This is a genomic window from uncultured Gimesia sp., from assembly GCF_963972345.1.
Taxonomy (GTDB): domain Bacteria; phylum Planctomycetota; class Planctomycetia; order Planctomycetales; family Planctomycetaceae; genus Gimesia.
On sequence record NZ_CAXAVM010000026.1, the window covers coordinates 23,828 to 50,396 of the forward strand.

Here is a 26,569-nt window from a genome sequence, read left to right on the forward strand (position 1 = left end):
CGAAGGGAGTATGTTGTGTTTCAGAACAGTCATGATTATTCAAACGGTTCCCGTCGTCATTTTCTGGCGCAAAGTGCTTTCGGTGTGTCTTCCCTGGCACTGGCGACGTTGTTAAAAGACGACCAGTTGCTCGGAGCGCCTGAAAAGCCGCCCCTGGAAGAAATCACGTATGATCTGAAACCCAAAAAGACGACTCACCCGGCGCGAGCGAAATCCATGATTTCGATTTTTTGTGGCGGAGGTCCCAGTCACCTGGATCTGTTTGATCGCAAGCCGACACTGGATGAATATGCGGGCAAACGATTTCCCGGGGATGGCATTAAATATGACAATGCCGGTCAGGCAACTTCCATCATCATGCCGGCGCCTGATACGTTTGAGAAGTGTGGCGAATCGGGAATGGAGATCAATACGGCCCTGCTGCCTCACTTCGGCGAGATTGTTGATGATGTGACGCTGATTCGTTCCATGCAGTTGCCCAACATTCGAAATCATGTGGCCGGGATGCGAGCGATGACAACGGGGCGCGGACGCGAAGGCTGGCCTTCCCTGGGGAGCTGGGTGACCTATGGACTGGGCGCCGAGACACAGAACCTGCCGGCCTTCGTCGCGATCACGATTCCCCGCAATCCCGTGGGTTCGCCTTACTGGGACAGCCGCCAGTTACCTTCAATTTACCAGGGAACAGTCGTCAGTAAATCAGAACCACGGATTGCGAATCTGAACCCGATCTCACAACTACGCGGCAAGCCCCAGAGCAATCAGCTGGATCTATTAAAAGAGTTAAACCAGATTCATCTGGAACGTCACCCCGGTGAAGACGATCTGTCTGCCCGGATTGCCAGTTACGAACTGGCGGCCCGGATGCAGACCGCAGCGACCGAAGCGCTGGACCTGACGAAAGAGACTGAAGCAACTCATCAGATGTATGGTTCCAACGATCCCGTAACCAAAGAGTTTGCGGATGCCTGTATACTGGCCCGGCGTTTTGTTGAGCGGGGCGTGCGGTTTGTGCAGATCTGGAATTATGCCTGGGACATGCACGAAAACATTTTTGCAGCATTGGAATCCCGTTGCAGAAGCTGCGATAAACCATGTGCGGCTCTGGTCACCGACCTGAAGCAGCGTGGTTTACTGGATTCTACGATGGTACAATGGGGAGGCGAAATGGGACGTCTGCCGGTCGTTCAGGATCGAGGCGCGGGTAAAAAACCGGGCCGCGATCATAATACCGAAGGCTTCAGTATCTGGATGGCCGGTGGCGGCATCAAAGAGGGGCACATTCATGGTGCCACGGATGATTTTGGTCACCGGGCAGTCCAGGATGTAGTTACACAGCATGATTTTCATGCCACTTTGCTGCATCAGTTCGGACTGAAGGCGGACGAATTACATTTCGAACACAATGCACAACCCGTGGCCCTGGTCGAGCCGGGACAGGGTAAAGTCGCCGAGGGAATCTTGAAATAATCCAGCCGGGGAGAAATGATGTCGAGGCTACACTGCTTTATTTTGATGTGGGTGTTGTCGATCTTGCTTTCATACTCCCGGGCCGCTGCTGAGAATCTGGTAGTTACCTCTGACTTTCCGGGTGGATCTGCTGAGGTTGTGCAAATTGACCAGAGGCAGCGCATAATTCTGGTTCGTCCCGCCGGCGATCCCCAGTTTGGCTGGCCCTGCTGGTGGTACTTTCGGGTAAAAGGACTCACGCCAGGGGAAGAACTCACGGTGACCGTCGATGCCAGTCAGATGAAACAGGCGAACGGTCAGAAATTATCAGCAACGTGGGCATTACCTGAGCAAGCGGCATTCAGTACCGATCAACGTGTCTGGTCGCAGACGCCACCGGGCAAAAAGCAGGGAGAGACCTGTGAGTGGAAAGTAAAACCGGATACGAAAGTTGTCTGGTTTGCCTGGGGGCCTGCCTTCGTACCCGGTGATGCAGAAGAACTGGTCAAATCTCTGAGTCAGAAACACACCCATGTGACGGCTTTTGAGTTGTGTAAGACCCGCGCTGGTCGCAGTGTGCCTGCCCTGGTTGTTTCGCCCGCTGGTGAGAAAGACGAATCTCGGATGGTGATCTGGGTGCAGGCAAGGCAGCATGCCTGGGAATCCGGCGGTAGCTGGGTGGGACGTGGCTTTATCGAGTGGGCGGTCAGTGAAGATCCGCAGGCGGTAGCTCTGCGGGAAAAGACAGACATTTACTTTGTGCCTGTTATGGACATTGACAATGTGGCAACCGGTAATGGAGGCAAAAATCAGGTTCCGCATGATCATAACCGGGACTGGTCGGAACATCCGCGCTGGAATGCCGTCCAGACCGCGATGAAGTCGATTAAAACATTCGATGAACAGGGTCGCCTGGTGATGTTTGTGGACCTGCATAATCCAGGAGCGAACTCGAAGCAGCCTTTCTTTTATATTGCTCCTCCGGAGCTCAATACGGAACGTCGAAAGGCATTGCAGGATGCGTTTATCGCTGCCTGCCGCGTGGAGATGCGAGAGCCATTGAAACTGGATCGGAGCACCCCTTCGACCGGTCCGAAGTATGACAAACGGTGGAAAGAGATTTCCAGTAACTGGGTACGGAGTGTGACGCGTGAACATGTCGTCGGGATTACGCTGGAAACCTGCTGGAATACGCCACACAGCAACCCACAGGGATATATGACAGTGGGAATGCAACTGGGCCGGGGAATCGCCCGGTATCTGCAGCAGGATCCTCGTCAGTCGTCTGATTCCAAATGACTGACGAGGCTGCTGACTGCAGTCGAAGTCAATTTCACCCCGATGTTCAGCCGGCTTCGTCCAGTTTCTCGAAGACAGCTTTCATCAGCAGAGGCAGGACCACGGTCGCATCGGAATAAACTTCTGCGAAGCGTCCCCCTTCCTGGGGAGAGATGAATTTACCCCAGCTGACCCCTTCCGAGTAGGTGCAGCCTGACAGGCCTCCCCAGTGGACCGGCTCGGGGCAGATGCGGATGCCGTACTTAAAACGGGGTTCTTTCCACTCCGTACCCAGGCGGTAGTTGGCAATTTCGTAGTAGGGAGCAACCTGTTGCGCCCAGTTCCGGGGGACACCGCCGCCGACGGTAAAGATACCCAGGGTTACCGCGTCGCGCATTAAACCAGCGTATTTCTGGAGGTCAATGAACGGATTGAAGCTGGGCAGTGCCGTCAGGATTTCAGCCTGATCGAGCTCTTCCGCCGATTTGCCGGATTGTGCGATGTGTTCTGACATGGCCCAGGTGGCGACATCGAGTCCGATTTCGCTGTCCGTGAAAGCGGGGATGAAAACGGGCACGTTCTGTTCATAGGCACTGCGAAGAATTCCGCGGCCTTCGTCGACTTCGGAGAGTCGTTGTCCAAGGGCGCGGCACAGTCGCGCGGATGACCAGACGCCGTCTTCGGGTTTGGATTCCCTGAGCACGGAGCGAACGAGTCGCTCGACATTATTCAGATTGGATTCCATCTCAAGCGTATCGTAGATACGGTTGTAACCTTTTTTGTAAAGTGTTTCGTCTGAATCGTTGGGATTGTACTGGTAGTGAACCAGTCCGATTGATTCTGTCAGGCCGTGGGCAATGAGCGCCCCGGTGGCAACAACCGCATGCACCAGGCCGCGATCGATCATGTCACAGATGATGCTGCCCTGTTTGGCGACCGTCATGGCGCCAGAAAGTGTCAGGACGACTTTGCAGTTGGTATCTTCCGACATTTCCAGCAGAATGTCGTAGGCGACACCCAGTTTTCTGCCTGAAAAAGCGGTTTCGGACATTGCCTGTAACAACTCGGCAAAGGTATTGACACTGGACAGGTCCAGGCTTTTCAGTGGTTTTAAACCGTCGCCTCGACCGTCGTGGAACTCGCGTTCTCCACTCATGTTCTGCTTTCCCTGATAAATCTCAATTACCGGACGTACTTTCCCCGTCATAACGCATGACAAGTGCGCTCCATGAGTGTAAACATCAAGAGAGCGCACTTGTCGGAATGCGATTTTTTATGACAAGAATTCAACAACAGTTTTAATCTACCACTTCACGTGTGAGAACTGTAGGCAGTTCTGGTGGTTTCCGGGTAGAGTCTGGAAATGTTGAGAATTTATAGAGTGACGACCTGATCAGCTTCGCAAGTGTAGCTGGCCGCTTCCTGTAAGGCAGGTTTCCCGTTGGGGATGGGGAAGCGGGGCATCTCCAGAATGCTGACATCACCGAGGTCGATTTCTTCCCGAATATAACGTAATACGTCATTCGGGTCGGTATCGCCACACGTGAAGACGTCCAGAGCGATTAAGCCGAGGTCTGCATAGCAGTGTGCTGAACAGTGGCTTTCATCAAGAAGGCACATAGCGGTGAAGCCCGGTGCTGAATTATGACCGAAGTGATATCTAACCTGTGAAATCACAGTTGCACCAGCGCGGGTAGCACCACGCGCCATGGCTTCAAGAACCAGTTGGTCGTTTAGACAAATGTCCCGCGAGACATTACGACAATCAATGAGAAGATGTCTTCCTTTATGCAACTCATAAACCCTCCACTAGAGGTGCCTGAAAAAAATGGCATCCGATTTGAATGAAATTGTTCGAGACGATTTCGAATCGTAATGCCTATATCGGTACGCTTTTTTTAAAGTCCGAGATTATTATGTCATTGGCGAATAAAATACAAGAAATAAATTGACTAAATTGCGCGGAATTTACAAAAATCGGAAAACAGTTTTCCCGGCCTGAGCCCGCGGCGACAACTACTGGCAGGCTTTTGGGTTCGGCTGGAGAATCACTGCCCGTCTTTCGACCGCTTTTTGAGGCTGGTGAATCGCCTGTCATGCGCAGGGATTACCCGGCGCACCGCTTCACTCGCCATCCCCGTTTTCGCTGCTGTTTCTGGTGGCGTATTAACGATAAGTGTTTTCTTCGGCCCTTGTTAAGAACTCACCTCACAGCAGATCGTTACCTGCGGAGTGCTGTCCCGTCTGCTAATCAGAGGATTCAGTCCGAATAGATTGAGAGATGCCAGAGTTCAATGTGATGCCCTCTGGAATTCTCCCGGCACTTTTCCATCATGGTTGGTTCCCAGATGCCGGAAGGTGTCAGAGTGTCATAGTTCATGTTCTCGCTGAGAAAACGGGCCGCGCCATCCCCGAGCAGGAAATGGGCTCTCCCTTCATGCTTGCTCAAGAAGTTGGCGATGTGGTTTGTGGTGTCAGGCGGGTGATGCATTGTCAGCATGCCCGTCTGCCCCACGTGCCCCAGTGTCACCGAACCGGCTCCCCAAAACTTAATTAATCAGAGGTGTGTTTTACGTCTTTTTTCAGAGTGTTCTCTCTGATAAAGCTCACGACCTGTCCGGGGTGTGGATGCGTGAAGTGGTGCCCTTTTGATTTTTCCGTTCCCGTTTTCACAGAGATGATTTTGAAATTATCCTTACGGAATTGTTCGGGAACGCGGCTGAACATCAATCGTGTGTTTTCAGCCGGCGGTACGACCTGGTCGTTTTCCGAGATGATGTGCAGTACCGGAATGCGGGCTTCGGCGATGACCTGGATGCGGTCGACCGGATTCCCTTTGTAAGCGAGGGCTTCCGCTTCCGTCATGCCGTAGGCTTTCAGACAAGCCTGCCAGCGCGATTCGGAACCTTCACTGGCTCCTTTGCCGCCCGGCCAGCTTTTGAAGTCGCAGACCGGTGTATCCGCGTAAATACAGCTGACCTTTTCCGGATTGGCGATTGCCCAGTTATAAATGAACAATCCGCCGCGACTTACTCCTTCCAGCGCGACCTTCTTCTGGAATCCGTGTTTTTTCGTCAGTTCGTCATAGAATTGATTACCGTAAGAAATTGCCCGGGGGGAGCCGAACAGGTCGGCGACATCCAGGTAGGCAATATGGAAACCCTGCTTGAGCAACTCGACATCCATTTCATAATGAAAGTCAGGAAACCGGGCTCGCCAGACCCAGGGGGTTCCCGAAGCGACCTTCTCAGGGATCACCACATAACACTTCCTGTCTTCAATCTGAAAATGGTTTCGCTGGTATCCATGCCAGGTATCCTGTCTGCCTGACCACTCAGATTTCCCTGCCGCATTTGTGGAGGCAGATACTTCAAGTTCAGGTAGACATAAAATGAGTCCGATTAAGGAGATGAAAAAAATCCGAATAAAAGAAAACCGGGACTTCATAGCTGATTCTTTCTTCCCCTGGGGAGAGAGTTTGAGCAGGTTTGCGTTAGCTGCTGTAAAACAGGAATTTACGTAAGTCAAGTCGCTGCTTTCGTGCTGGTCAGGCGGCTCGATTCGCAGGCGGGTCTTGATGATTTTAACCATTATGAGACCGGGCGCCCAATGAGAGCCTGTTTTCGGTTGCAATCGCTTCCTGCGTAACGGGATTTCTGACATATAGTTTAAGAACTCAAAATAAAACAGGAAAATGATCTGAAGATCGGAAACCAGCCTGATGGGCAGTTTCTGCTTCTGTGAGGTGATCTCTTCAGGTGCAATTATTTGTCAAAGACGGATTCAGTTATGTCACTCATTCCAGCAACACATACGACAGAAACTCTGACCAGACGGTTTTCGGATCCGGTCATTAATTCTGTGATCGATGTTTTCAAATATTTTGTGGGCACGACAGCCGAACTGGAAAAGATTGTCGAGGTCGACGAAGCACCGCGCTTTGAAAAGAGTTCTGCGATTGAAGTGAATGGCCCTGGAAAAGGGATCGTGGTCGTGAATGTACCGCGTGAGCTGGTCTCACAGGCAGTGTCGATGCTGATTGATGAAGAACTGGCCGACGATGAACATGTTCTGACCGATTTTGCCTGTGAGCTATCAAATATGATCGCCGGCCAGGCAAAAAAAGCCGTCGATCACATGGGATTCCAGCTCGGTCATCCCACCGTGATCGAAACCGAACAGATCGATACGCTCTATCCTCCTGAAGCGGGTTCCCGCTGCGGGATTTTCCAGACCGGAATCGGCCCCCTGGCTGTCTATTTCGGCTTTGTAGGTCAGTTGGGTGACATTATTGACTATGAACACGAGACAGCAGAGCGGAAACGTCTGATCGTCATTGATCAGGATGAAATGAATCGTGCCTTGTTCAAAGGTTTGTTACATGAACGGTATCGTGTGCAGACAGCGGCTTCGATTGAAGAAGCGTTTATGGAAGCAGCCTTGAATCCTCCGGATCTGATTTTACTGGATCTGGATGGGGCTGAGGGGAATCATGCGGAATCCGTAAAGTACATCAAAGAGTCTCCCCTCACTCGAGGTGTGGAAGTCCTGGTGATGACTTCCAACCGTTCCACGACTTCCATTATTCAGGCGTTTAATCATGGAGCCAGTGATTATATTCTGAAATCGGACTTCACAAAGCAGATACTGGTTGGCAAAATTGAGAGGGCGTTTGGAAGAATCCCGGTTGTCAAAGAAGTCGTTTCGACTATAAATTGAACGAAACATCTTCGATAGAGCTTGTAAGAGCCCTGGTTTGATGACCGGGGCTTTTATTATTTCCCGGGAGACAGTCAGTTGAATCTGGAAGGCAAAGTCGCCGTCATTACAGGATCTGCGGTTCGAATCGGCCGCGCCATGGCGCTGTCGTTAGCGGAAGCCGGCGTTGATCTCTGCATTCATTACCACCTTTCACAAGCGGCGGCAGAGCAGACATGCGCGGAGATTCGTGAGCGGGGACGCAATGCGACACGTGTCTCAGCGAATCTCTCTGATCCTGTGACTGCAGCGGCAGTGATCTTCGAAGCAGCGCTTTCCGAGTTCGGTAAAGTGGATATTCTGATCAACAGTGCTTCGGTCTTCGAAAATAAGCGACTGTCTGATTCCACGGAGGCAGACTGGGATTCCCACCTGGATATTAATCTGAAATCTCCCTTTTTTCTTTGCCAGCGATTTGCGGAGCAGCTTCCGCCGGGGCAGTCTGGCGCGATCGTGAATCTCGTGGACTGGCGCGCGAAGCGCGCTGGTGCGGAGCATCTGGCTTACCGGATTTCCAAAGCAGGTCTGGTGACTCTCACGGAATGCCTGGCGCTGGATCTGGCACCTGCAATTCAGGTGAATGCCATCGCTCCCGGTGCTATCCTGCCGCCACCAGGGGAAGACATGTCTTACCTGGACGAGCGGGCGCAGAAGGCACCTCTGAAACGGGCAGGAAGTCCCGCTGAAATCTGCCATGCCCTGCTCTACCTGTTACGGTCTGATTTTGTCACTGGTGAAGTGCTGACCGTTGCCGGGGGAGAACAGCTCACAGGCGGTCGCGGATAAATCCACGGCTGAATTCAAGTCAGGATGAGTGCGCTTTCAGAACGGCCTGCTTCATGGTCTGCATGGTATTCTGCTGTCGTTTTTGAATCGACTGCATCACTTCTTTCAGTTTGGCATCTGCCTGGGCCTTGTGGTTATAAATCTGGATGACGCGTTCGGCAATCTGCTGTTGATTCACCTCGTCGATTTCGAAGGTCCAGTCTGTTAATCCGATGTCGTACCACATCTGACCTTTGATCGTATCGGTGGGTTGCCTGACATACAGTCCGGGTGTACCAAACGCACAGGCAATAATAGGCGAATGGCATTCCATACTCACCACCGCAGCGGCATCGCGATATAAAGAGCCCGCTTCATCAGGCAGCCAGTATTCATCGTGGGCCACGACTTTGGATTTGACATCCGCAGGCAGCGGGTCAATCACCAGCGGATGAATAATTTCAGTCTGGTAGGTCATTTCGGGACAGACGACCGCTTTCTGGCCACTGGTGCGGACCCACTCAATAATGGCGGCTCGCAGTTTGGCATGATCCTGTTCCTGGTACTGCCTGTTGACCGATTCCACTTCTTCGATTTTTTCTTTGGTCCAGCGACTGGATTTATGGATTTTGTGGTAAGGCGTATAACGTAATCGCGGGACCGCGCACAGATAGTTGCCCGGTTCGAGCTGATGTTTCTGCTGAAACGCGGCTGCTTTCGTGTCATCTGTCAGGTCAATGGCGAAGGTCGCATCGGGGGCAAAATCCTGTTGCGGTGACGTCACACCGGCTTCCTTCAGGTTCTTGAGTGAATGTGTCTCGCGTGTGAAGATGAAATCCGCGCCGGAGAGCAGTTCGTGCAGGTCGGGATTGATTTCGGAGACGGTCACCCCGTAGATGCCATAGGGTTTACCGGTCTGCTGTTTCCAGAAAGCCAGTTCGCGGCGCGAGACCACACTGGGACCGGAGCCGTGCAGGAAGAAGTCAGCTTTTTCAAATGCCTGTTGCAACTCTTTTGAATCCAGTTTCCCGTTGCGATTCAGGCGACCTTTGACAATTTTCAGTTTGGGAAAACGTTTTTGCAGCATCGGTTCCACGCCGCGATCGACACTGTTGGGCCAGAGAATGATTTCAAACTCGGGCGCATACACTTCCAGAAGTTTTAAAATGCCTGGCGAATGTCCGATATCGCCGATATTGACGGTTTGCCAGCCAGACCTGAGTAAGATTACCGGTGGGTTCTCCGCAGACTTCGCAGGTGCTGCGAACGAGGAAGCCAGCTGCAACTGGCTGGCGGCAGCAAGCCCCATTGATTGAAGCAGCGTCTGTTTAATCCAGTGGCGTCTTGTTACGGGAGTCGGGTTCATGGCGTTACTCATTCTATTTACTGTTCCTGTGCTCGTGTCTGATGCGATTAATCAATGCGTTCCTGCGAGAAGTCAGGAATTCTTCGCTGTGCAATCGGCGGGATTATGACTATAGTGATTTAACCATTGTAACTGCTCTTCCACATATGTCTGCCCTATTTTAAATGACTCTCTATAAAATGTCTGATCAAATTCATATTTCCGACTTACTGTTACGCACCATCATCGGCATCAACGATGAAGAGAGAGAAAAAAAACAGGATGTGCTCATTAATATCAGCATGCTGGTAGATCTGAAAACAGCAGGTCGATCCGATGATATCAACGATGCTGTCAATTATCGAACGATCACCAAAGAGATCATTGATCTGGTGGAAAATTCACATTTTCAACTGGTGGAAAAAATGGCAGATGAAGTGGCACGGATTTGTCTGCAGGATCATAAAGTCCAGTCAGCCCGGGTACAGATTGAAAAACCGGGCGCGCTGCGTTTTGCCCGGTCGGTGGGAGTCACCGTCGTCAGAACGCGTGAAGATGTTTCAGGAGTCTGAAATGAATCAGGTGTACCTGGCTTTAGGGAGTAATATTCGTGCAGAGTTCAATCTGCCCCAGGCTGTCAGACTGCTGGAGAGCTGTGGCAGGATTCTGCGTAAATCTTCGATCTGGCAAAGTCAGCCGGTGGGAGATGAGTATCAGGCCGATTTTTTAAACGCGGCTGTACTGTGGGAAACAGCCTGTGATGCGCAGCAAATCTGGGATGAAGTGATCCCTGGGATTGAAGCCCGCCTGCTGCGAGTGCGTGATCCACTGAATAAAAATGGGCCGCGCACAATTGATATTGACCTGGTCCTCTATAACCGGGAGCAGTTGCAGATTGCGCATCGGATCGTGCCTGATCCGGAAATCAGCAGTCGGATTTTTCTGGCCGTACCACTGGCTGAGCTGTCTCCGGAGTATCTGGTACCCGGGCTGGGTCGCCCCGTCTCAGAGATCGCAGCAGAACTTCAGGCAGATAATAACGGGGTGTTCTTCCGGCGTGATGATGTGCAGCTTTAATCTTCCAGCAGGATCAAGTCATCGCCGGGCAGGCAGGCCATTTTGAAGAACAGTCCCTGCTCTTCGCATTGCGATTTATATTCTGCAGGCATTTTCTGTTCGGTTTCATCGTCCCATTCAAGAATATAGGTTCGTTCAGAAACCTTCTTGCCGCGTACTTCGACGACCATTCCCGTCCAGCCAGCGCAGCAGATTTCCGGAAACTCCGGGACACAGACGCCTTCTTTCACCTTGATGTTTGAGCCTGCCTTGATCGTTGACGATGCCTTTTTACCCATAATTTATTTCTGCCAAAACATATCTTGTTTTATTGATATCATGTAACCAGCTGGCACGACTGCAGACAGTGTATCGCTAAAGCAACATGAATTTCAATTGAAGTCGCTTCATATCAGTCTCTCCGACACAAGAAATTAACAAATATCACAAATTAAGCACGATTCATGATGTTTTTTTTCTGCAGGGCTCAAAGCGCCGATGCTGCATTATGAGGACCTGTTGATAATTTTCAACACCAGAAGTTTTCCGGAATTTTGTAAGAAAAACACCTGCAGCAGAGAAATCCTGAGCTATTGTTTTATTGGATAATACCAGCCCCTCTTGAAACAGTTCTCCCGGCACACTGTATGTCAGCAGATTTAGACAGATATGACCATGGAGGGACATACATAACCTTTTCAAGAGATGAAGAATGTTAAAGCGGCATCGCCGAGTGGCAGGGAATCAGAAACAGTCAGAAGCACGCTCCGGTGTCACGTTAGTGGAACTGGCATTCGTGACTCCTGTATTTCTCGTGTTCGTGTACGCCATTTTTGAATTTGGCTATGCCTACATGGTTTCCAATATCATTCAGGAAGCGACACAGGAAGGCGCCAAGCTGGGGCGCTGTGAAGAAGTGACGACGGCGCAGGTGGAAACCAAAGTCAAAAACCTGCTGAATAAAGTCTTTGACGCCGACCTGGCTGAGATTATGGTCAAAGATGCCAGTCAGTTTGATACCCCGGGTGTGGATGTGTCTCAAATCAATTTCAAGACCCTGCCCGATCTCGAATTATCCAACGCGAAAAAAGCCCAGTTATTTCTGGTACGTGTTGAAGTGCCATACAAAGATGTTCGATTGCTGAGTTCGTTTTTTGTGGATCCGGTCAAAGCCGCAGAAGCTGCCGCCAAAGAAGACAGCATGGTCTTGTCCGGACATTCCGTCAGACGTCACGAGTAATCAGTCAGAGATCCATTTCCTTATTTCGGTAAGCAACTGCCTGCAGGAGCAAAATTATGCGTGTCATGCAAAATCGGAAAATTCAGTCAACCAGCTCAAAGCAAAACCGTCGCGGTGTTGCAGCGGTTGAATTTGCATTAATTGCGCCGGTGTTTCTGGCGTTGCTGCTGGGAATGGTGGCGGTGAGAAAAGCCGTTCACACCACGACGGTCATGGATGCTGCCCTCGCCCAGGCGGGTCGACTGGCATCAATGGATGCCGGGTTAAAGCTGCCCGCCGGTAAAACCCTGAACGACAAAATCATTCTCGATGTGCGGAATTTCCTGCGTGCCTCAGGAATTGAAAATGATGAAAACAATCTGATCATCACAATTACCCATGCGGAAGATGAAAACGGGGTGCCATTGGATCCCATGCCTAATCCTCCCAGCACGGGAACTGATTTTGATTTAAGTGATCCTGACAACCGCAACCGGTTATTTCGCATCGGGATTGAAATTCCAGAAGGGGCGACCAATTCCACGTTGTCCGACATCATGAACCTGGAAGGATCGATGGCCAAACCAATGAGTGGTGATCCTGTCTGGGATCTGGTTTTGAATAATGGTACGACAAAGATCGTCAACTAGTAACGCACAATTTATTTATGTGTCTGTGGCTCTATTTCAGAGTACAAGAGGGGGAAAACATGAGACAACTGCAACAACTGAAAGATGAGGAAACCAGTTCCCCGCACGACCAGAGTCGTCGCGGTGCGTTCATGGTAATGGCAGCGCCCTTCCTCGTCGCAACCATGGGCTTCATGGCGTTCGGAATCGATATCGCCGTGATCACGATGACCAAGACAAGAATGCGGAATGCCGTCGAAGCGGCAGCGCTGGCGGCGGCTCAGCAGATTACTGATGCCGTTCAGACAACAGCAGACACTATCGGTGGCAGTGACAATGTGGGCGGCGATGTGCAGGATGCGAATTCCATTGCCGTCGAAACCGCCAGGGCTGTTGCTGAAAAAGTGGCACGGTTAAACGGGGTCTATATTGATCCTGAAACTGATGTCGAATTTGGCAAACGCTACCAGGACAGCTCGGGAACATTTCACATGGTCTGGGGCGAAGGCGCCAAGCCATATAATGTGGTCAAAGTCACAGCCCGACGGGACAATAACACCGAAGGACAGCCTGATTCCCGTCTGCAGCTGTTTTTTGCCGGCTTTATGAGTGAAAAAACAGCCGCGGTCACGACGTCAGCCATCGCTTTTATTGAAGCCCGCGACATCGTGCTCGTCCTCGACTATTCAGGGTCAATGAGCTACGACAGTGAATTTGACGCAATGTCTTCTTATCGCCTCGGTAAATCGGCCGTGGAAGCCAACCTGGATGATATCTGGGATACACTGGTCGACTCCGGTGCCACCTACTCCGATACCGGGAAACTGAAATTTCCCGCATCGGGTTACGGAAAGATCGATTCTGCCAGCGGAAAATATATCAGCTCAAACGACGAGGACTATATTTATCGTGCTCTGGACCTGGATGAAGTTGACTCTCAGGGTAAATTGAAATACCCCTTCCCCCAGGAAGGCAAGAATTACTATGGAAATCTGAATGGAGAACCCTCCAGCTATAGCAGTAAGAGCCTGTGGAAAAACTATATCAAATGGGTTCGGTCAGATGGCACTGTCAACAATTACGGGTATCGCAAAAAATATGGGTACCGAACTTTGATGGGCTATCTGATCAGTCAACGGAAATTGAACGACCAGTCTGAAGATCTGTGGCGGGCTCCCATTTATCCGTTCCATGCGATGAAAGAAGGCGTGTCGCTGTTTACCGAGTTCCTCAGCGGGCTGGAGTTCGGCGATCACGTGGGACTGGTCACCTATGACGATACTTCACGTGTCCAGTCTGTTTTAAATGAACAGGGAATTCCTGAGTCTGTCGATCTGGGTGATGAACTGATTACGAATTCCTATTCTGATATCGATGCGATCCAGAGGCACAAGCAGGCGTCTCACTATGCTCCTTTCACCGGTATGGGTTATGGGATTAAAGATGCAAAAGAATTATTGCAGTCCCATGGCCGTGCAGGTGCGCGACCTACGATTCTGGTAATGACCGACGGTAATGCAAACCGTTCGCCTTCAGGCTGGTCACTGCCAGGCAGCTGGGACTGGGATAAAGTGACCGATTTCGACGATGATGGTCAAGCTGACTACTCGACGTATGATCGACACAAACAGTATGCATTCTGGCAGGCTGTGGAAGCAGCCAACCTGGGGTATACCGTACACACCATGACTGTAGGTGAGGGAGCAGATCGCGGCTTGATGCAGGCCATGGCCAAAGCGTGCAATGGAATCTGTATTGATGCTCCCGGTGGTGCCACCATCGAAGACATGAAGTCACAGTTACTGACTGCCTTCGGAAAGATTGCCGCCAATGTGCCTCCAGCGAAATTACTGGCGGATCCGGAGAGCGATTACTAGGAGAACGAATTTCGTTATGATTCGTGCCTGCTTGGGTTGATTTTCTACCTGAGTGAGAGGGGTGGCTGGAAACGGCCACCCCTTCTTTTTTTAACGCGGGCAGCAGTTCTTAAACAATCTTACCTAAAGGGGATGGAGTGGACAGTGCAGCAGAAAATCTTTTAAAATATTCTGAAAAACATGAAATTCTCATCGACGAGGAATCAGGATGTATTCATAATAATAGATATCAATGCAGTCGAATATTAAGTTTCTGACTGAGGAACAGTCAGAGTTAAACTTATCCTTCCACTACTCTCACCCTGGTTGATTTTTGCTCTGAAACAATGAGCCCTCTCAAAATCAATAAGGGGCAATGAGAAGACTCTGATCTTCTCATCACCAGAGTTATTTTAACTTGGGTTTGCCACAAGGGGGTTGAGGTTCATGTCCTGCGACAAGATCCGTACCGTTGCCTGCTTCACTGTTGCGCTGTGCGCCAGTACTGTTTCCGGTCTGTTTACTGCGTCTGCTTCTGCCGCTGATAAACAAGTCAGCTTTTACCAGCATATTCGACCTATACTCCAGGCGCAGTGTGCCGGTTGCCATCATCCACGAAATCCCGAAGGGGAATATGTGGTGACCGATTTCTCGCATTTGCTCAAAGGGGGAGAAAGCCAGACGAAAGCGATCGTGCCCGGTAAGCCGGATGAAAGTTACCTGGTTCAACTGATTACGCCCCAAGGCAATGATGCGGAGATGCCGAAAGCAAAAACGCCATTGTCACCAGACCAGATTCAACTGATACGTTCATGGATTCAACAAGGGGCCCGGAATGACTCTCCCGCGAAAGTGGAATATCGTTTCAATCAGGAGCATCCGCCGACCTACTCTTCTCCCCCGGTGATTACCTCTCTGGCATATTCACCCGATGGAAAAATCCTGGCTGTTGCCGGATTTCATGAAGTGATCTTACACGCTGCTGAAGGTGATCAGATTCTGGGACGTTTGATTGGAAAATCGCAACGTATCGAATCGGTGCAGTTTTCACCCGATGGCAAACTGCTGGCAGCCACAGGTGGAACGCCTGCGGAACGGGGAGAGATTCAGATCTGGGATCTGGCGACCAGAACGCTCAAAAAATCCATCCCTATGACATATGATACGCTGTACGGTGCGAGCTGGTCTCCCGATGGAAAGCTGCTGGCATTTGGCTGCAGTGATAATACGGTCCGTGTGATCGAAGTGGAAACAGGCAACGAAGTCCTGTACCAGAATGCCCATTATGACTGGGTGCTGGATACGGTATTTTCTACGGATGGCAGCCATTTGATTTCCGTCAGCCGCGATCGTACCACGAAACTCACCGAACTGAAAACTCAGCGGTTCATAGACAATATCACTTCGATCACTCCCAAAGCATTAACAGGAGGTCTGGCCGCCATTGATCGGCATCCGACTCAGGATACGGTACTGGTGGGCGGAGCGGATGGAGTGCCCAAGCTCTATCATGTCTTCCGTCAGTCAAAACGGGTCATCGGAGACGATGCAAATCTGGTACGCCAGTTCCCGGCTCTGAAGGGGCGGATTTTTGGTGTTGATATTCACCCCGGTGGCAATCAGCTGGTTGCGGTCAGCAGTTTGAACCATACCGGGGAACTCAAAGTATTTAATTTCGATATCGCTGACAAGTTTTCAGAGGATCTGGTCAAAATTCTTTCTGAGCGGGTGGCGTCACGATCGGCGGAAGATAAAAAGCAGATCGAGGAGATACGGAATAAAGGGGTTCAGGTTGTCAGTGAAGTCAACGTTCCGGAATCCGGATTGTACACAGTCTGTTACCACCCCGATGGCGAAGTAATTGCGACCGCCGGTCAGGATGGTCAGGTGCGTCTGTATGCAGCGAAAACCGGACAGCTGAAAAAAGCATTTGTCCCTGTTCCCCTGCAGCAGGCTGAACCCGAAGTTGCGGCTAAGCCAGGCGACAGTCAGGAAGTTGTTGAGGAGAAAAAGACTGACCAGCTTGTGGTTGTGGATATCAATGAGAAGCAGCTTCCGGAAGAATCATTCAGCAATGTGGATCCTCTGGTAAGACTGGAAGTGCAACCTGCTGAGGCCACGCTTGCCCAGAAGTATGATACGATTCAGTTTCTGGTAACCGGTTATACAAAATCAGGTGGGAAAACAGATCTGACACGTCTGGCTCAGATGTCACTCACAGGGAAAGAGATTATCAATGTTTCACAGCGTGGCCTTGTCAGGGCATTGAAACCGGGGACCGCCGAAGTCCAGTTCAGCCTGCACGGACAACAGGCGACTGCGAAAATCAAGGTCGCAGAATTTCCCGCCAGCTACAGTCCAGATTACTGGCGGGATGTGGCACCGGCGTTCACAAAAATGGGATGTAATTCCGGATTGTGTCACGGTGCGAATAAAGGGAAAGACGGCTTTAAACTGTCTTTGCGGGGAACCGATGACCTGTTTGACCTGCGTGCCTTTACAGACGATCTCAAATCGCGTCGTGTGAATCTGGCGGCACCGGAGCAGAGTCTGATTCTGCTGAAAGCCATTGCCGAAGTTCCTCACAAGGGAGGTCAGCTGGCACTGGCAGGCAATGCCCATTACGAGATCGTTTCTTCCTGGATTAAAGAGGGGACTCCCCTGAAGCAGGATGTCCCACGCGTCGCCAGTATTAAAGTGCTGCCAGAAAATCCGGTTGTGCCCCGCGCAGGATTGCTCCAGCAGTTTCGGGTTCTGGCCACTTATGATAATGGTGAAGTCCGCGATGTGACCTCCGATGCGTTTATCGACTGCAGCAATATCGAGATCGCCAAAATGCATCATGGCGGCATTGCGGAAGTGCTTCGTCGCGGCGAAGCCCCCCTGCTCGCCCGTTACCAGGGGAAGTATGCAGCGACCACTGTCACCGTCATGGGAGATCGTTCCGAGTTTGCCTGGAAACAGCTGCCTGTCTACAACTATATCGACGAACTGGTGGATGCAAAACTCAAAAAGACGAAGACACTTCCGTCTGACTTGTGTACTGATGCAGAGTTTATTCGCCGGATTTATATCGACCTGACAGGACTGCCCCCGACGATTGACGATGTCAAAGCGTTTCTCGCCGACAAACGCGACTCCCGCAGCAAGCGTAACGAATTAATCGACCGTTTACTGGGCAGTGAAGAATATGTCGAACACTGGACGAACAAATGGGCTGACCTGTTGCAGGTCAATCGCAAGTACCTGGGAACAGAAGGTTCTGAGCTGTTCCATGACTGGATCCGCAAACAAGTTGATGAGAATGTGCCTTATGACAAGTTTGTGTACAACATTCTTTCTGCTTCTGGTTCCAATAAGGAAGTGCCGGCTGCTTCGTATTTCAAAATTCATCGTACTCCCGAAGACACAATGGAGAATACGACACACCTGTTTCTGTCGATCCGCTTTAACTGCAATAAATGCCACGATCATCCCTTCGAACGCTGGACCCAGGATCAATATTACGAAACGTCCGCGTTCTTTGCTCAGTACGATTTAAAGAATGCCCCGGAAAGCAAGGGCCGCACAATTGGCGGGACCGCTGTCGAAGGGCGTAAGCCTTTGTTTGAAGTGGTGTATGATAAAAATGAAGGTGAGATGATTCACGAACGTACCGGGGTCAAAACACCGCCGGAATTCCCCTACCCGGCTGAATTCAAAACGGCTGAGAAGAAAGCAGAGGAACTGTCACGTCGTGAAAAACTGGCCCGCTGGATCACGTCGCGTGATAATCAGTACTTCGCCAAAGCCTATGCCAACCGGATCTGGGGTTATCTGACGGGGACCGGCCTGATTGAACCGATTGATGATATCCGGGCAGGTAATCCTCCCTCAAACCCGGAACTGCTGGATCGTTTGACGGCAGATTTCCTCGAACATGATTTTGATATTCGGCACATGATGCGCGTGGTCTGCCAGTCACGCACGTACCAGCTTTCCATTGAAAGCAATGAATGGAATGAAGACGACACGATCAATTATTCGCATGCCAAAGCACGGCGTCTGCCGGCGGAAGTCCTGTATGATGCACTGTGTCGTGTGACAGGTTCGCAGTCAAATATTCCCGGCGTTCCTGCCGGCACCCGTGCTGCGGAACTGCCCGATGTCGGTTTTGAACTGAAGAGCGACTTCCTGGCCAAGTTCGGGCGTGCACAACGCGAAAGTCCCTGCGAGTGTGAGCGATCTTCCAGTGTGGAACTGGGGCCGGTGATGGCGTTGATCAGCGGACCCACCGTGGGAAATGCGATCAGCGATCCCAATAATGCCATCAATCAACTGGTGCAGACCGAAAAAGACGATCGGACGCTGATCAATTCCATTTTCCTGCGCGTGTTAAATCGCCCTGCCTCTCCCGAAGAAACTCAGGCAGGAGTGAAACTGATTCAACAGCAGATTGAAAGCGAACACGAATCCCTGAAAAAGCGACTGGCTGCTTATGAAAAAGAGTTGAAGCCCGAAATCATTCAGCAGGAAAATCAGCGCGTCCAGAATATCCAGGTCGCCCAACAGAAAGTCGCTGAGTTCGAGAAAGCAATCGCCCCGCGGGAAGCGTTCCTCAACAAAGAACAACAGGCGCGGACTGCGAAACTGCAGAAAGCATTGACCGCTTATCAGAATTCGATCCAGGACAAGATTGCGGCCTGGGAGAAACAGGAAGCGAAAGGAACCAACTGGACCCCCATCAAGCCGGTTACGGTTAAAGCAACGAATGCAGCAACCCTGACGACACAGGGAGATCTGTCTCTGCTGGCGACAGGCACAAATGGAAAAGGTGATTATGAAATCGTTACGGAAACGAATCTGAAAAACCTGACCGCTGTCCGGCTGGAAGTGCTGACGGATGATTCCCTGCCGAACAAAGGTCCGGGACGTGCCACCGATGGGAATTTTGTACTCAACGAATTTGAAGTCTATGCCGCTCCGAAATCGAAGCCGGATCAGAAAACAAAACTGACGCTGTTGAATGCTCAGGCTGATTTCAGTCAGAATGGGTATGCGATTGCCACTGCGATTGACGGTAAAGTGCTGCCCCAGGGAAATGGCTGGGCCATCTCACCACAGCCGGGAAAACCGCATGTTGCCAGTTTTGATGTCCAGACAAAATTACCGGCAGATGAACAGGCAATCGTTCTGACATTTGTCATGAAGCAGCACTTTAACAGCAATTCGCATTCGATTGGTCGTTTCCGTCTGTCTGTAACGGACAGCATCGGGCCGACAACCCTCGATCAGCATCCCAAAGATATTCAGAATATTCTGGCCAAGGCACAGGATAAACGAAATGCTGCTGAGAAAAAGAAACTGCAGGAATATTACAGCAAAGCCGACACTCAGCTGCAGTCGATGATAAAAGCAGTCACCGAGAGTAAACAGCCCCGTGCGACTGATCCGGTGCTGGTACAATATCGCCAGCAGCTGCAGGCAATGCAGGAAGTGAAGCCGGTCGATCGGATGCTCACCCGCCTGCGAAGTGATGTGGAGTTGAGTACTGAACAGCTCAAGCAGCATCGCCTGATCGCCGCTCAGGACCTGACCTGGGCTTTGATTAACAGCCCGGCGTTTTTGTTTAATCATTAAGAACGATTTAAGCAGTCGTTTTAAAATATGGAATACAAAACTGAAACTGCTCTCTAACCGAACTGAGGAGATACTGAAATGCTGATCATTCCCGGTCAACCAGGCAAGGAAGTATGTGAGTCTCGAAATCAAATTTCACGGCGTGATCTGTTACGGGTGGGCGGTTCCGGCATGATGGGGATGGGACTGGGTTCCATGCTGCAACTGCAGGAAGCGGCTGCCAACAACAATGAAGGGGGCGGCCCCGGCTGGTCCAAAGCCAAGAGCGTGATTCTGATTTTTCTCCAGGGCGGTCCCAGCCACATCGATTTGTGGGACCCGAAAGAAAACGTGCCCGATAACGTACGCAGTGTCTTTAATCCGATTTCGACCAAACTGCCCGGCGTGCAGTTTACTGAACTGCTTCCCAACCTGGCGCAGAACAACGACAAGTTTACGCTGGTCCGTTCGATGAGCTACACGCCGAAAGGACTCTTCAATCACACCGCGGCCATCTACCAGATGCTGACCGGCTACACGACCGATAAAGTCAGTCCCTCCGGGCAGCTGGAGCCACCCAGTCCCAAGGACTTCCCGAACTTCGGTTCCAACATCATCCGTCTGCAGCCACCCCAGGTATCCATGTTACCGTTTGTGATGCTGCCTCGTCCGCTGCAGGAAAGTAATGTCGTCGGAAAAGCCGGTACCGCCGGATTCCTGGGACGCGCTTATGATCCTTACTATCTGTATCCGCCCGGAGACGATATGGATATGAACAAAATGGACAAGATCAGCGTCGATGACCTCAAGCTGCGTCCCGATGTGTATACCTCGCGCCTGCAGCGCCGCGCCAGTCTGCGAGATACCATCACCAAGGGTATGCCTCAGATCAATAAAGCGGTCGAAGACTATAAACTCGATAAGTATTACGCTCGTGCTCTCGATCTGGTCATTTCCGGGCGGGCCCGGGATGCCTTTGCCCTCGACCAGGAATCGGATGCCATGCGCGATCAGTATGGCCGCAATACATTCGGCCAGAGTCTGCTGCTGGCAAGACGTCTTGTCGAAGCGGGAACCCGCGTGGTGGAAGTCGTCTGGCCGAAAGTCGCGAACTCCAATAACCATTCCTGGGACGTGCATACCGGCTTAACCGATCGCCTGAAAAATCAGTCGGCTCCCATGTTCGATCAGGGTCTGGCCAGTCTGATTTCCGATCTGTACGACCGCGGTACACTGGATGAGACACTGGTCGTGGCGGTGGGCGAATTCGGTCGCAGCCCGCAGCGCGGCGTCAGTACATCCGGAAACTCGAACAGTGACGACGGACGTGATCACTGGCCTTACTGTTACACTTCCTTGCTCGCAGGAGCAGGCATTAAGCGGGGGTATGTGCATGGCGAATCGGACAAAACCGGTTCCAGCCCGCGAAAAGATCCCGTGCATCCACGCGAACTGCTGGCAACGATTTACCATTCGTTCGGCATCAATCCGGAAACGATTGTGTACAACCACCTGAATCAGCCACGCGAACTGGTGAAAGCCCAGGCCGTGACGAAACTGATGGGATAACGAAACCCACACGATCCATCCATATTTCCAGGCTCCCCTGCCCGCTGTGACAGGGGGGCCTGTTTTGTTTGTAGTGAGACATGAGAGAGAGTACGATACGCGGTTAACCGTTCTTCTCGAAAGCAGAACAGTGAAGTGTCATCCGAGATGAAGTACAGGATTCATGCCCGAACCGCTCAAGGACCGCTATGACGCAGTCTACCTCAATCGACTGGTAGAAGAACTGTCCCGTCATTCACCACGTTTCCCCCGCAAGCGTATGCTGCAGTATGTATTCGACGAAGAATGGGAGCAGCGCGAACTCAAACAGCGGATGCGACATATTACGCACGCCCTGCACGAGTTTCTGCCGAAAGATTATGGAGCCGCACTCACGGTCCTGGAACAGGCAGCCCCTTCGTTTGGTGGCTTCGAAGCGATGTTCTTTCCCGATTTTGTCGAAGTCTATGGACAGGCAGACTGGGAGCGATCATTGTCGGCGCTGGAGCATTTTACAAAATTCTCCAGCAGTGAATTCGCCGTCCGCCCGTTTATTGTGCATGATCAGCCACGCATGCTGCGTCAGCTTAAGCTCTGGTCTGCCTCGCCGGACCTGCATGTCCGCAGGCTGGCCTCTGAGGGAAGTCGCCCCCGTTTGCCCTGGGCGATGGCTTTGCCTGCCTTTAAAAAAAATCCGACTCCCGTTCTGCCGATTCTGAAACGATTGAAAGCTGATCCCAGTGAGTATGTCAGACGCAGCGTCGCTAATCATCTGAATGACATTTCCAAAGATCATCCCGAGATTGTCATCTCACTGGCAGAACAGTGGCTCGCAGGCAAACCGGAAACACGCTGGATCGTGAAGCATGGCTGCCGGACGTTATTAAAACAGGGTGATCCGCAGGCGCTGGCTCTGTTCGGCTATTGTAAACCGGAACATCTCAGCATCCGGGGCTTTCAACTCCGACCTGGTGTGATCAGTATGGGAGAACAGGTCGCGTTTGAGTTTGAACTGGTTTCACATAAAACGGAACTGGGGCACATACGCATGGAGTATGCGATAGAGTTTGTCAGGCAGAAAGGAGCACCTGCACGCAAGGTGTTTAAGATTTCGGAAGGCGTGTACCCTGACCGGTCCCGGCAGTATCGTTCCCGGCATTCCTTTAAACCGATCACCACCCGCAACTATTATCCGGGCACTCATCGACTGGCGATTATTGTGAATGGTCAACAGCTGGATCTGGCCGAATTTGAACTGCAGGAGGCCTGACTGGTCTGACTTCGTCGGCTTTGACTGACGCAGGACACTGTGAAATGTTCTTAAAAAAACGAAAAGCATCTAAATAGTCCTTGAAATTCCGAACGCTCCATGGTGTACAATGATGACATGGTCTATTGTCCTTGCAGCAGAGATGCAAAGATCCAGATAGAAGATTCAGAGTAACGACGAGAATTTAAAAAACCGGGAACTCCTGTCACCCCACAAACATCCTGGTAATGTTCTTATAGACCGCGCCAATACAAATGATATTCCACGAGTCAACAGACCCATTCATTAACTGAGGATGGATTATGTTATCTATGGGTGCGCACTTGAAACTATTCAATCTGAAATCAGTCAGGACCCAATGCCTGGTCTGGTGTGGGGCCCTCCTGCTCTACTGCCAGGTCGGAGTGGCTCAGGCACAGGTCATTATTATGAACGGTGTGGCAGTCGCCCGGGAAGCAGTGGCTGCCAACGGCGTGACTCCCCATAAAATGCCGGGCTTCAGCATCTCTGTGGATGAGAAAAAGTTGAATCTGCTGGAAGATTACGAACGCTATATCCGTCATCGGATGTGGGAAAAAGCGCTCACATCACTGAAGGAGCTCTCGGATACCAAATCGACCTCGCGCTTACTGCCGACAAAGGATGGCTTTCTGATCGATGCAGAAGACCGGGTCTTTCAGGCATTGACTGCTTTACCTGCTGAAGGCCGCGAAGCGTTTCGGCTGTTCTTTGACGGTAAAGCTCGCAAACAGTTCGAAGATCTCACCAGTTCGGGACAACTGCTCACACCCCAGGCGATCCAGGAAGCCCGCCTTGTATTTTCCCAGTATTTTTTGACGTCGATTGGGGATGATGTCGCTGATCTGCTGGGAAATGATGCGTTTGAGCAGGGAAAGTTTCCCCAGGCGGCGCGTTACTGGCGCGCCATTCTGGATCATCATCCTGATTCCAATCTTTCCGAAGTCGACCTGAATGTGAAGTATGCGCTCGCCCTGATTCGTAACAGACAGCTCGAGCAGGCTGCTTCGACCATCCAACTCATCTCTCAGCAGTATGCAGATCAGAAAGTGACTTTGGGCGGCGAATCGGTCGATCCCGTCGTTTACCTCAAAGCCCTGTTGCCGGCTGATTCTGAAAAAAACAGCAGTCACACCCTTGCCTCGACGGTGCTTTCCAATCGACTTTCCCAGCCTCTCGAACTGACTGGTAAAACGCTGCAACCCCGCTGGCAGGTCACCTTTCTGGATCAGACGGCAGAACAGGCGATCGCTAATTCCCAGTCAGATTATTATGGTCGCAGCAAATCGTATCAGACATTTGTGCCTCCGATGGCAGTGGATGACCAGCGGGCCTATTTTAATTTTTACGGGATCTGTTTTGGCGTTGATCTGCAGTCCGGCAAACTCGTGTGGCGGAATGCGAAGTTTAAAGACCTGGGCACCAACTTCAATAACTACAGCTTTCATCAGTCATCCAATCTGAACCAGTACCACATTACAGTAGACGGCGACTACGTGCTGACAACGTTGATCCCTCAGAAAGAGATGAACCGCTATCGTGCCTGTTATCGACTGATTGCTTATCAGCGGGATTCCGGGAAACAGCTCTGGCAGAGCAACCAGACGAATGAGAGTTTCATCTCCAGACCACTTATTGACGGCGACCAGGTTTACGTGATTTCTCATCAGCAGAACAATAAACTGTTGACGCTGAACTGCCTGCAGTTGAAAACCGGAAAGAAACAATGGTCGATTCCCCTCGGCAGTGTGGTTGCCGGGAATTCGTCGAATGGAATGCCCATCATGCCGATTCCGATACTGCGAAAGACGGGAGACAGCCTGCTGATTCTGACGAATAACGGCGCCCTGTTTGAAATCAATCTCTCCACCAAAGCCATCAACTGGGCATTCCGCTATCCCTACAAGGTCGATCAGTCCAGTACCAATCATTATTACGCGGCTCTCGATGAAGAAGTCCAGCTGCATTCGGAAGGACAGATGCTGCGGGATGCGAATCTGGTCTACTTTAAAGAAGCGGGAATGGATGAAGTCTTTGCCCTGGATCTTTCTGTCAAGAAGATGCTCTGGAAACGCCCGATCAAAACATCCGCGCAACTGGTGGGCATTGATCAGAAGAATTTATATCTGCTGTCCCGGGAACTGGAAGCCATTGACCGCCAGTCACATGAATTGAACTGGGCTGTCAAATTACCCGTTGCCGCCGGCGGCATGAGTGCCCTGCTCGGCCCGGACCGGTTGTGGGTCTTTACCAGCCGGGGAATCTTTGAGATTTCCCAGACAAATGGCGATGTTCTCGAGATCTATCGAGGGCACGATCTGACTTCCCTGGGAGGCTCCATCGATTTTCAGCGGGGTTTGATGCTGTGTATCTCGAATCAGGCTGTGACGGCCTACCCGGTGGGTGACTCAGATCCACCTCCCGCGGCAGAGACAGATATAGAGACAGAGAATAAACAACCATAACTTCATTGAGAACTCTTCTAACGTCTGGATACGGAATTTACTATGAGTGGTCTGTCCCCATTGATGCAGCGTCTACCCCTGTTTGCTCTGGCCGTGTTCCTCTGTGGGGGAAACATCACTCCCTCCTCGTTTGCCGACGAAGCGCAGGGCATTACCGTGATGGGGCTGGGCAGCATCGAAGCCAAGCCGTCCGTGGTAGAACTCACAGGGGTCGTAATCGGACAGGGGCAACTGGCCGGCGATGCGGTCACCAAGTTCCACGGAAATCGTCGCCGGGCGGAAACCGCTTTCAAAAACCTGAATATTCCGGGGCTGGAAATTGTCGAAGAAGGTATGTCACTTTATTCTTCTTTGAACGCCAGCCAGATGCAGGCCATGATGCGGGGAATGGCGGTCAATAATGCGGAATCTCAGGAACTGTCGGTCTCTGAAACACTCAAACTGCGCGTGACCGGTATTGATAAATTGAGCTCGCAGGAACTGCTGGAAATCATTGTGCGGATCGTCGATTCCGGCAAAGATGCAGGCGTGATTATCGGTAACGATACCTCTCCCAGTGTGCCGGGCACATACAATGCTTCGAAAGCCCGTAATACGATGGCGACCTTCAAGGTTACGGACGTGGAAAAAATGAAAGAAGCCGCTTACGAACAGGCAGTGAAAGATGCACGCACCAAGGCGGAGAAGCTCGCGAAGCTGACAGGCGTCAAACTGGGGAGAGTGCTCTCCGTCGATGGCGTGGGTGACAGTCAGAAAAATACGGCAGCCATTTATAATCAGATTATTTCACAGTACATGGCAGCAACGGGAGTCAACCAAACCGAAGAACAGGCTTCGACATTATTAAAAGCCATTCCGATCGCGGTCGCAGTACGCGTGACCTATTCCATTGAGTAAACAGAGATCGAGAGACGGGCGTCTAATGAAAACCATTGCTCTGTTAATGTCAGGTGTGCTGTGTCTGCTGCTGGTCTTACGATCGCCGGCAGCACAAGGGGAAGAAATTCTGCCCAAACACATGACACCGGCCGCCGTAAAATCAATTGAGCGAGGCCTGGCATATCTGGCCAAACAGCAGACACCTGGCGGCAGCTTTCAGACCACTCAGGATGGGAGTACCTATCCTGTCTCCATGACGTCACTGGCGGGCATCGCCTTTCTGGCGAATGGGAATACGCCCAGTCGTGGACCCTATGCCGACCAGGTTCGCAAAGCGACTGAATATGTTCTCAGCCAGGCGCAGGGAAACGGGTTGATCGCTGCGGGTTCAGAAAACGGACGCCCGATGTACGGGCATGGTTTTTCACTCCTGTTT

20 protein-coding genes and 1 pseudogene are annotated in these 26,569 nt (G+C 51.4%); 15 read left to right on the forward strand and 6 right to left on the reverse strand.

Annotation, left to right across the window (positions count from 1 at the left end; translation table 11 throughout):
• Positions 1–15 precede the first annotated feature (15 nt).
• Positions 16–1,470 carry a DUF1501 domain-containing protein gene (locus AACZ40_RS06690; RefSeq protein ID WP_291172537.1) on the forward strand — a complete coding sequence of 485 codons (1,455 nt, stop codon included), beginning with the start codon at positions 16–18 and terminating at the stop codon, positions 1,468–1,470.
• Positions 1,471–1,515: 45 nt separating this feature from the next.
• The gene (locus tag AACZ40_RS06695) at positions 1,516–2,748 is read left to right on the forward strand and encodes a M14-type cytosolic carboxypeptidase (protein WP_291172752.1); all 1,233 of its coding nucleotides are present in this window, start codon (positions 1,516–1,518) and stop codon (positions 2,746–2,748) included.
• A gap of 46 nt (positions 2,749–2,794) precedes the next feature.
• Here AACZ40_RS06695 and AACZ40_RS06700 read toward each other — a convergent pair whose 3' ends face one another.
• From AACZ40_RS06700 to AACZ40_RS06715, 4 genes are all read right to left on the reverse strand, one after another.
• On the reverse strand, positions 2,795–3,883 hold the full coding sequence (locus AACZ40_RS06700; RefSeq protein WP_291172535.1) for a deoxyhypusine synthase family protein: 1,089 nt from the start codon (positions 3,881–3,883) through the stop codon (positions 2,795–2,797).
• 218 nt (positions 3,884–4,101) lie between these two features.
• Complete coding sequence (speD, locus tag AACZ40_RS06705) at positions 4,102–4,521, reverse strand: adenosylmethionine decarboxylase (RefSeq protein ID WP_291172533.1); 420 nt, start codon at positions 4,519–4,521, stop codon at positions 4,102–4,104.
• A gap of 466 nt (positions 4,522–4,987) precedes the next feature.
• Positions 4,988–5,257: an H-X9-DG-CTERM domain-containing protein gene (locus AACZ40_RS06710; RefSeq protein WP_291172531.1), complete on the reverse strand. Its 270-nt coding sequence runs from the start codon at positions 5,255–5,257 to the stop codon at positions 4,988–4,990.
• A gap of 23 nt (positions 5,258–5,280) precedes the next feature.
• Positions 5,281–5,985: a hypothetical protein gene (locus AACZ40_RS06715; RefSeq protein WP_291172528.1), complete on the reverse strand. Its 705-nt coding sequence runs from the start codon at positions 5,983–5,985 to the stop codon at positions 5,281–5,283.
• 531 nt (positions 5,986–6,516) lie between these two features.
• On the opposite strand from AACZ40_RS06715, the gene AACZ40_RS06720 reads away from it, so the two are divergent.
• Positions 6,517–7,446, forward strand: coding sequence for a chemotaxis protein CheX (locus tag AACZ40_RS06720; protein ID WP_291172526.1), 930 nt, complete (start codon positions 6,517–6,519; stop codon positions 7,444–7,446).
• 78 nt (positions 7,447–7,524) lie between these two features.
• The gene (locus tag AACZ40_RS06725) at positions 7,525–8,271 is read left to right on the forward strand and encodes an SDR family oxidoreductase (protein WP_291172523.1); all 747 of its coding nucleotides are present in this window, start codon (positions 7,525–7,527) and stop codon (positions 8,269–8,271) included.
• 19 nt (positions 8,272–8,290) lie between these two features.
• Here AACZ40_RS06725 and AACZ40_RS06730 read toward each other — a convergent pair whose 3' ends face one another.
• Positions 8,291–9,628: a polysaccharide pyruvyl transferase family protein gene (locus AACZ40_RS06730; RefSeq protein ID WP_291172520.1), complete on the reverse strand. Its 1,338-nt coding sequence runs from the start codon at positions 9,626–9,628 to the stop codon at positions 8,291–8,293.
• 167 nt (positions 9,629–9,795) lie between these two features.
• Between AACZ40_RS06730 and folB the strand changes: the two genes are divergently transcribed.
• Positions 9,796–10,167, forward strand: coding sequence for a dihydroneopterin aldolase (gene folB / locus AACZ40_RS06735; protein WP_291172517.1), 372 nt, complete (start codon positions 9,796–9,798; stop codon positions 10,165–10,167).
• A gap of 1 nt (position 10,168) precedes the next feature.
• Positions 10,169–10,672, forward strand: a complete 504-nt coding sequence (folK, locus tag AACZ40_RS06740; protein ID WP_291172514.1) for a 2-amino-4-hydroxy-6-hydroxymethyldihydropteridine diphosphokinase — start codon at positions 10,169–10,171, stop codon at positions 10,670–10,672.
• Here the strand turns inward: folK and AACZ40_RS06745 are convergent.
• Positions 10,669–10,950, reverse strand: a complete 282-nt coding sequence (locus tag AACZ40_RS06745; RefSeq protein ID WP_291172511.1) for a hypothetical protein — start codon at positions 10,948–10,950, stop codon at positions 10,669–10,671. The genes folK and AACZ40_RS06745 overlap by 4 nt on opposite strands.
• A 413-nt stretch (positions 10,951–11,363) precedes the next feature.
• Between AACZ40_RS06745 and AACZ40_RS06750 the strand changes: the two genes are divergently transcribed.
• The 9 genes and pseudogenes from AACZ40_RS06750 to AACZ40_RS06790 all read left to right on the forward strand — a co-directional run.
• Positions 11,364–11,891, forward strand: a complete 528-nt coding sequence (locus AACZ40_RS06750) for a TadE/TadG family type IV pilus assembly protein (protein WP_291172509.1) — start codon at positions 11,364–11,366, stop codon at positions 11,889–11,891.
• Between the two features lie 56 nt (positions 11,892–11,947).
• On the forward strand, positions 11,948–12,520 hold the full coding sequence (locus AACZ40_RS06755; protein WP_291172507.1) for a pilus assembly protein: 573 nt from the start codon (positions 11,948–11,950) through the stop codon (positions 12,518–12,520).
• Positions 12,521–12,579: 59 nt separating this feature from the next.
• Positions 12,580–14,376 (forward strand): pilus assembly protein TadG-related protein, encoded by a 1,797-nt coding sequence (locus AACZ40_RS06760; protein WP_291172505.1) that lies wholly within the window; start codon positions 12,580–12,582, stop codon positions 14,374–14,376.
• Between the two features lie 426 nt (positions 14,377–14,802).
• Complete coding sequence (locus tag AACZ40_RS06765; RefSeq protein ID WP_291172503.1) at positions 14,803–19,974, forward strand: DUF1549 domain-containing protein; 5,172 nt, start codon at positions 14,803–14,805, stop codon at positions 19,972–19,974.
• Positions 19,975–20,052: 78 nt separating this feature from the next.
• Positions 20,053–21,522, forward strand: a complete 1,470-nt coding sequence (locus tag AACZ40_RS06770; RefSeq protein ID WP_291172501.1) for a DUF1501 domain-containing protein — start codon at positions 20,053–20,055, stop codon at positions 21,520–21,522.
• Between the two features lie 163 nt (positions 21,523–21,685).
• Positions 21,686–22,771, forward strand: a complete 1,086-nt coding sequence (locus tag AACZ40_RS06775) for a DNA alkylation repair protein (RefSeq protein ID WP_339673698.1) — start codon at positions 21,686–21,688, stop codon at positions 22,769–22,771.
• A 302-nt stretch (positions 22,772–23,073) separates the two neighbouring features.
• On the forward strand, positions 23,074–25,254 hold the full coding sequence (locus tag AACZ40_RS06780; RefSeq protein WP_291172497.1) for a PQQ-binding-like beta-propeller repeat protein: 2,181 nt from the start codon (positions 23,074–23,076) through the stop codon (positions 25,252–25,254).
• 42 nt (positions 25,255–25,296) lie between these two features.
• A complete protein-coding gene (locus tag AACZ40_RS06785; protein ID WP_291172494.1) occupies positions 25,297–26,151 on the forward strand; it encodes an SIMPL domain-containing protein in 855 nt (284 codons plus the stop codon).
• Positions 26,152–26,176: 25 nt separating this feature from the next.
• Positions 26,177–26,569, forward strand: a pseudogene (locus AACZ40_RS06790) (hypothetical protein); the annotation flags it as partial.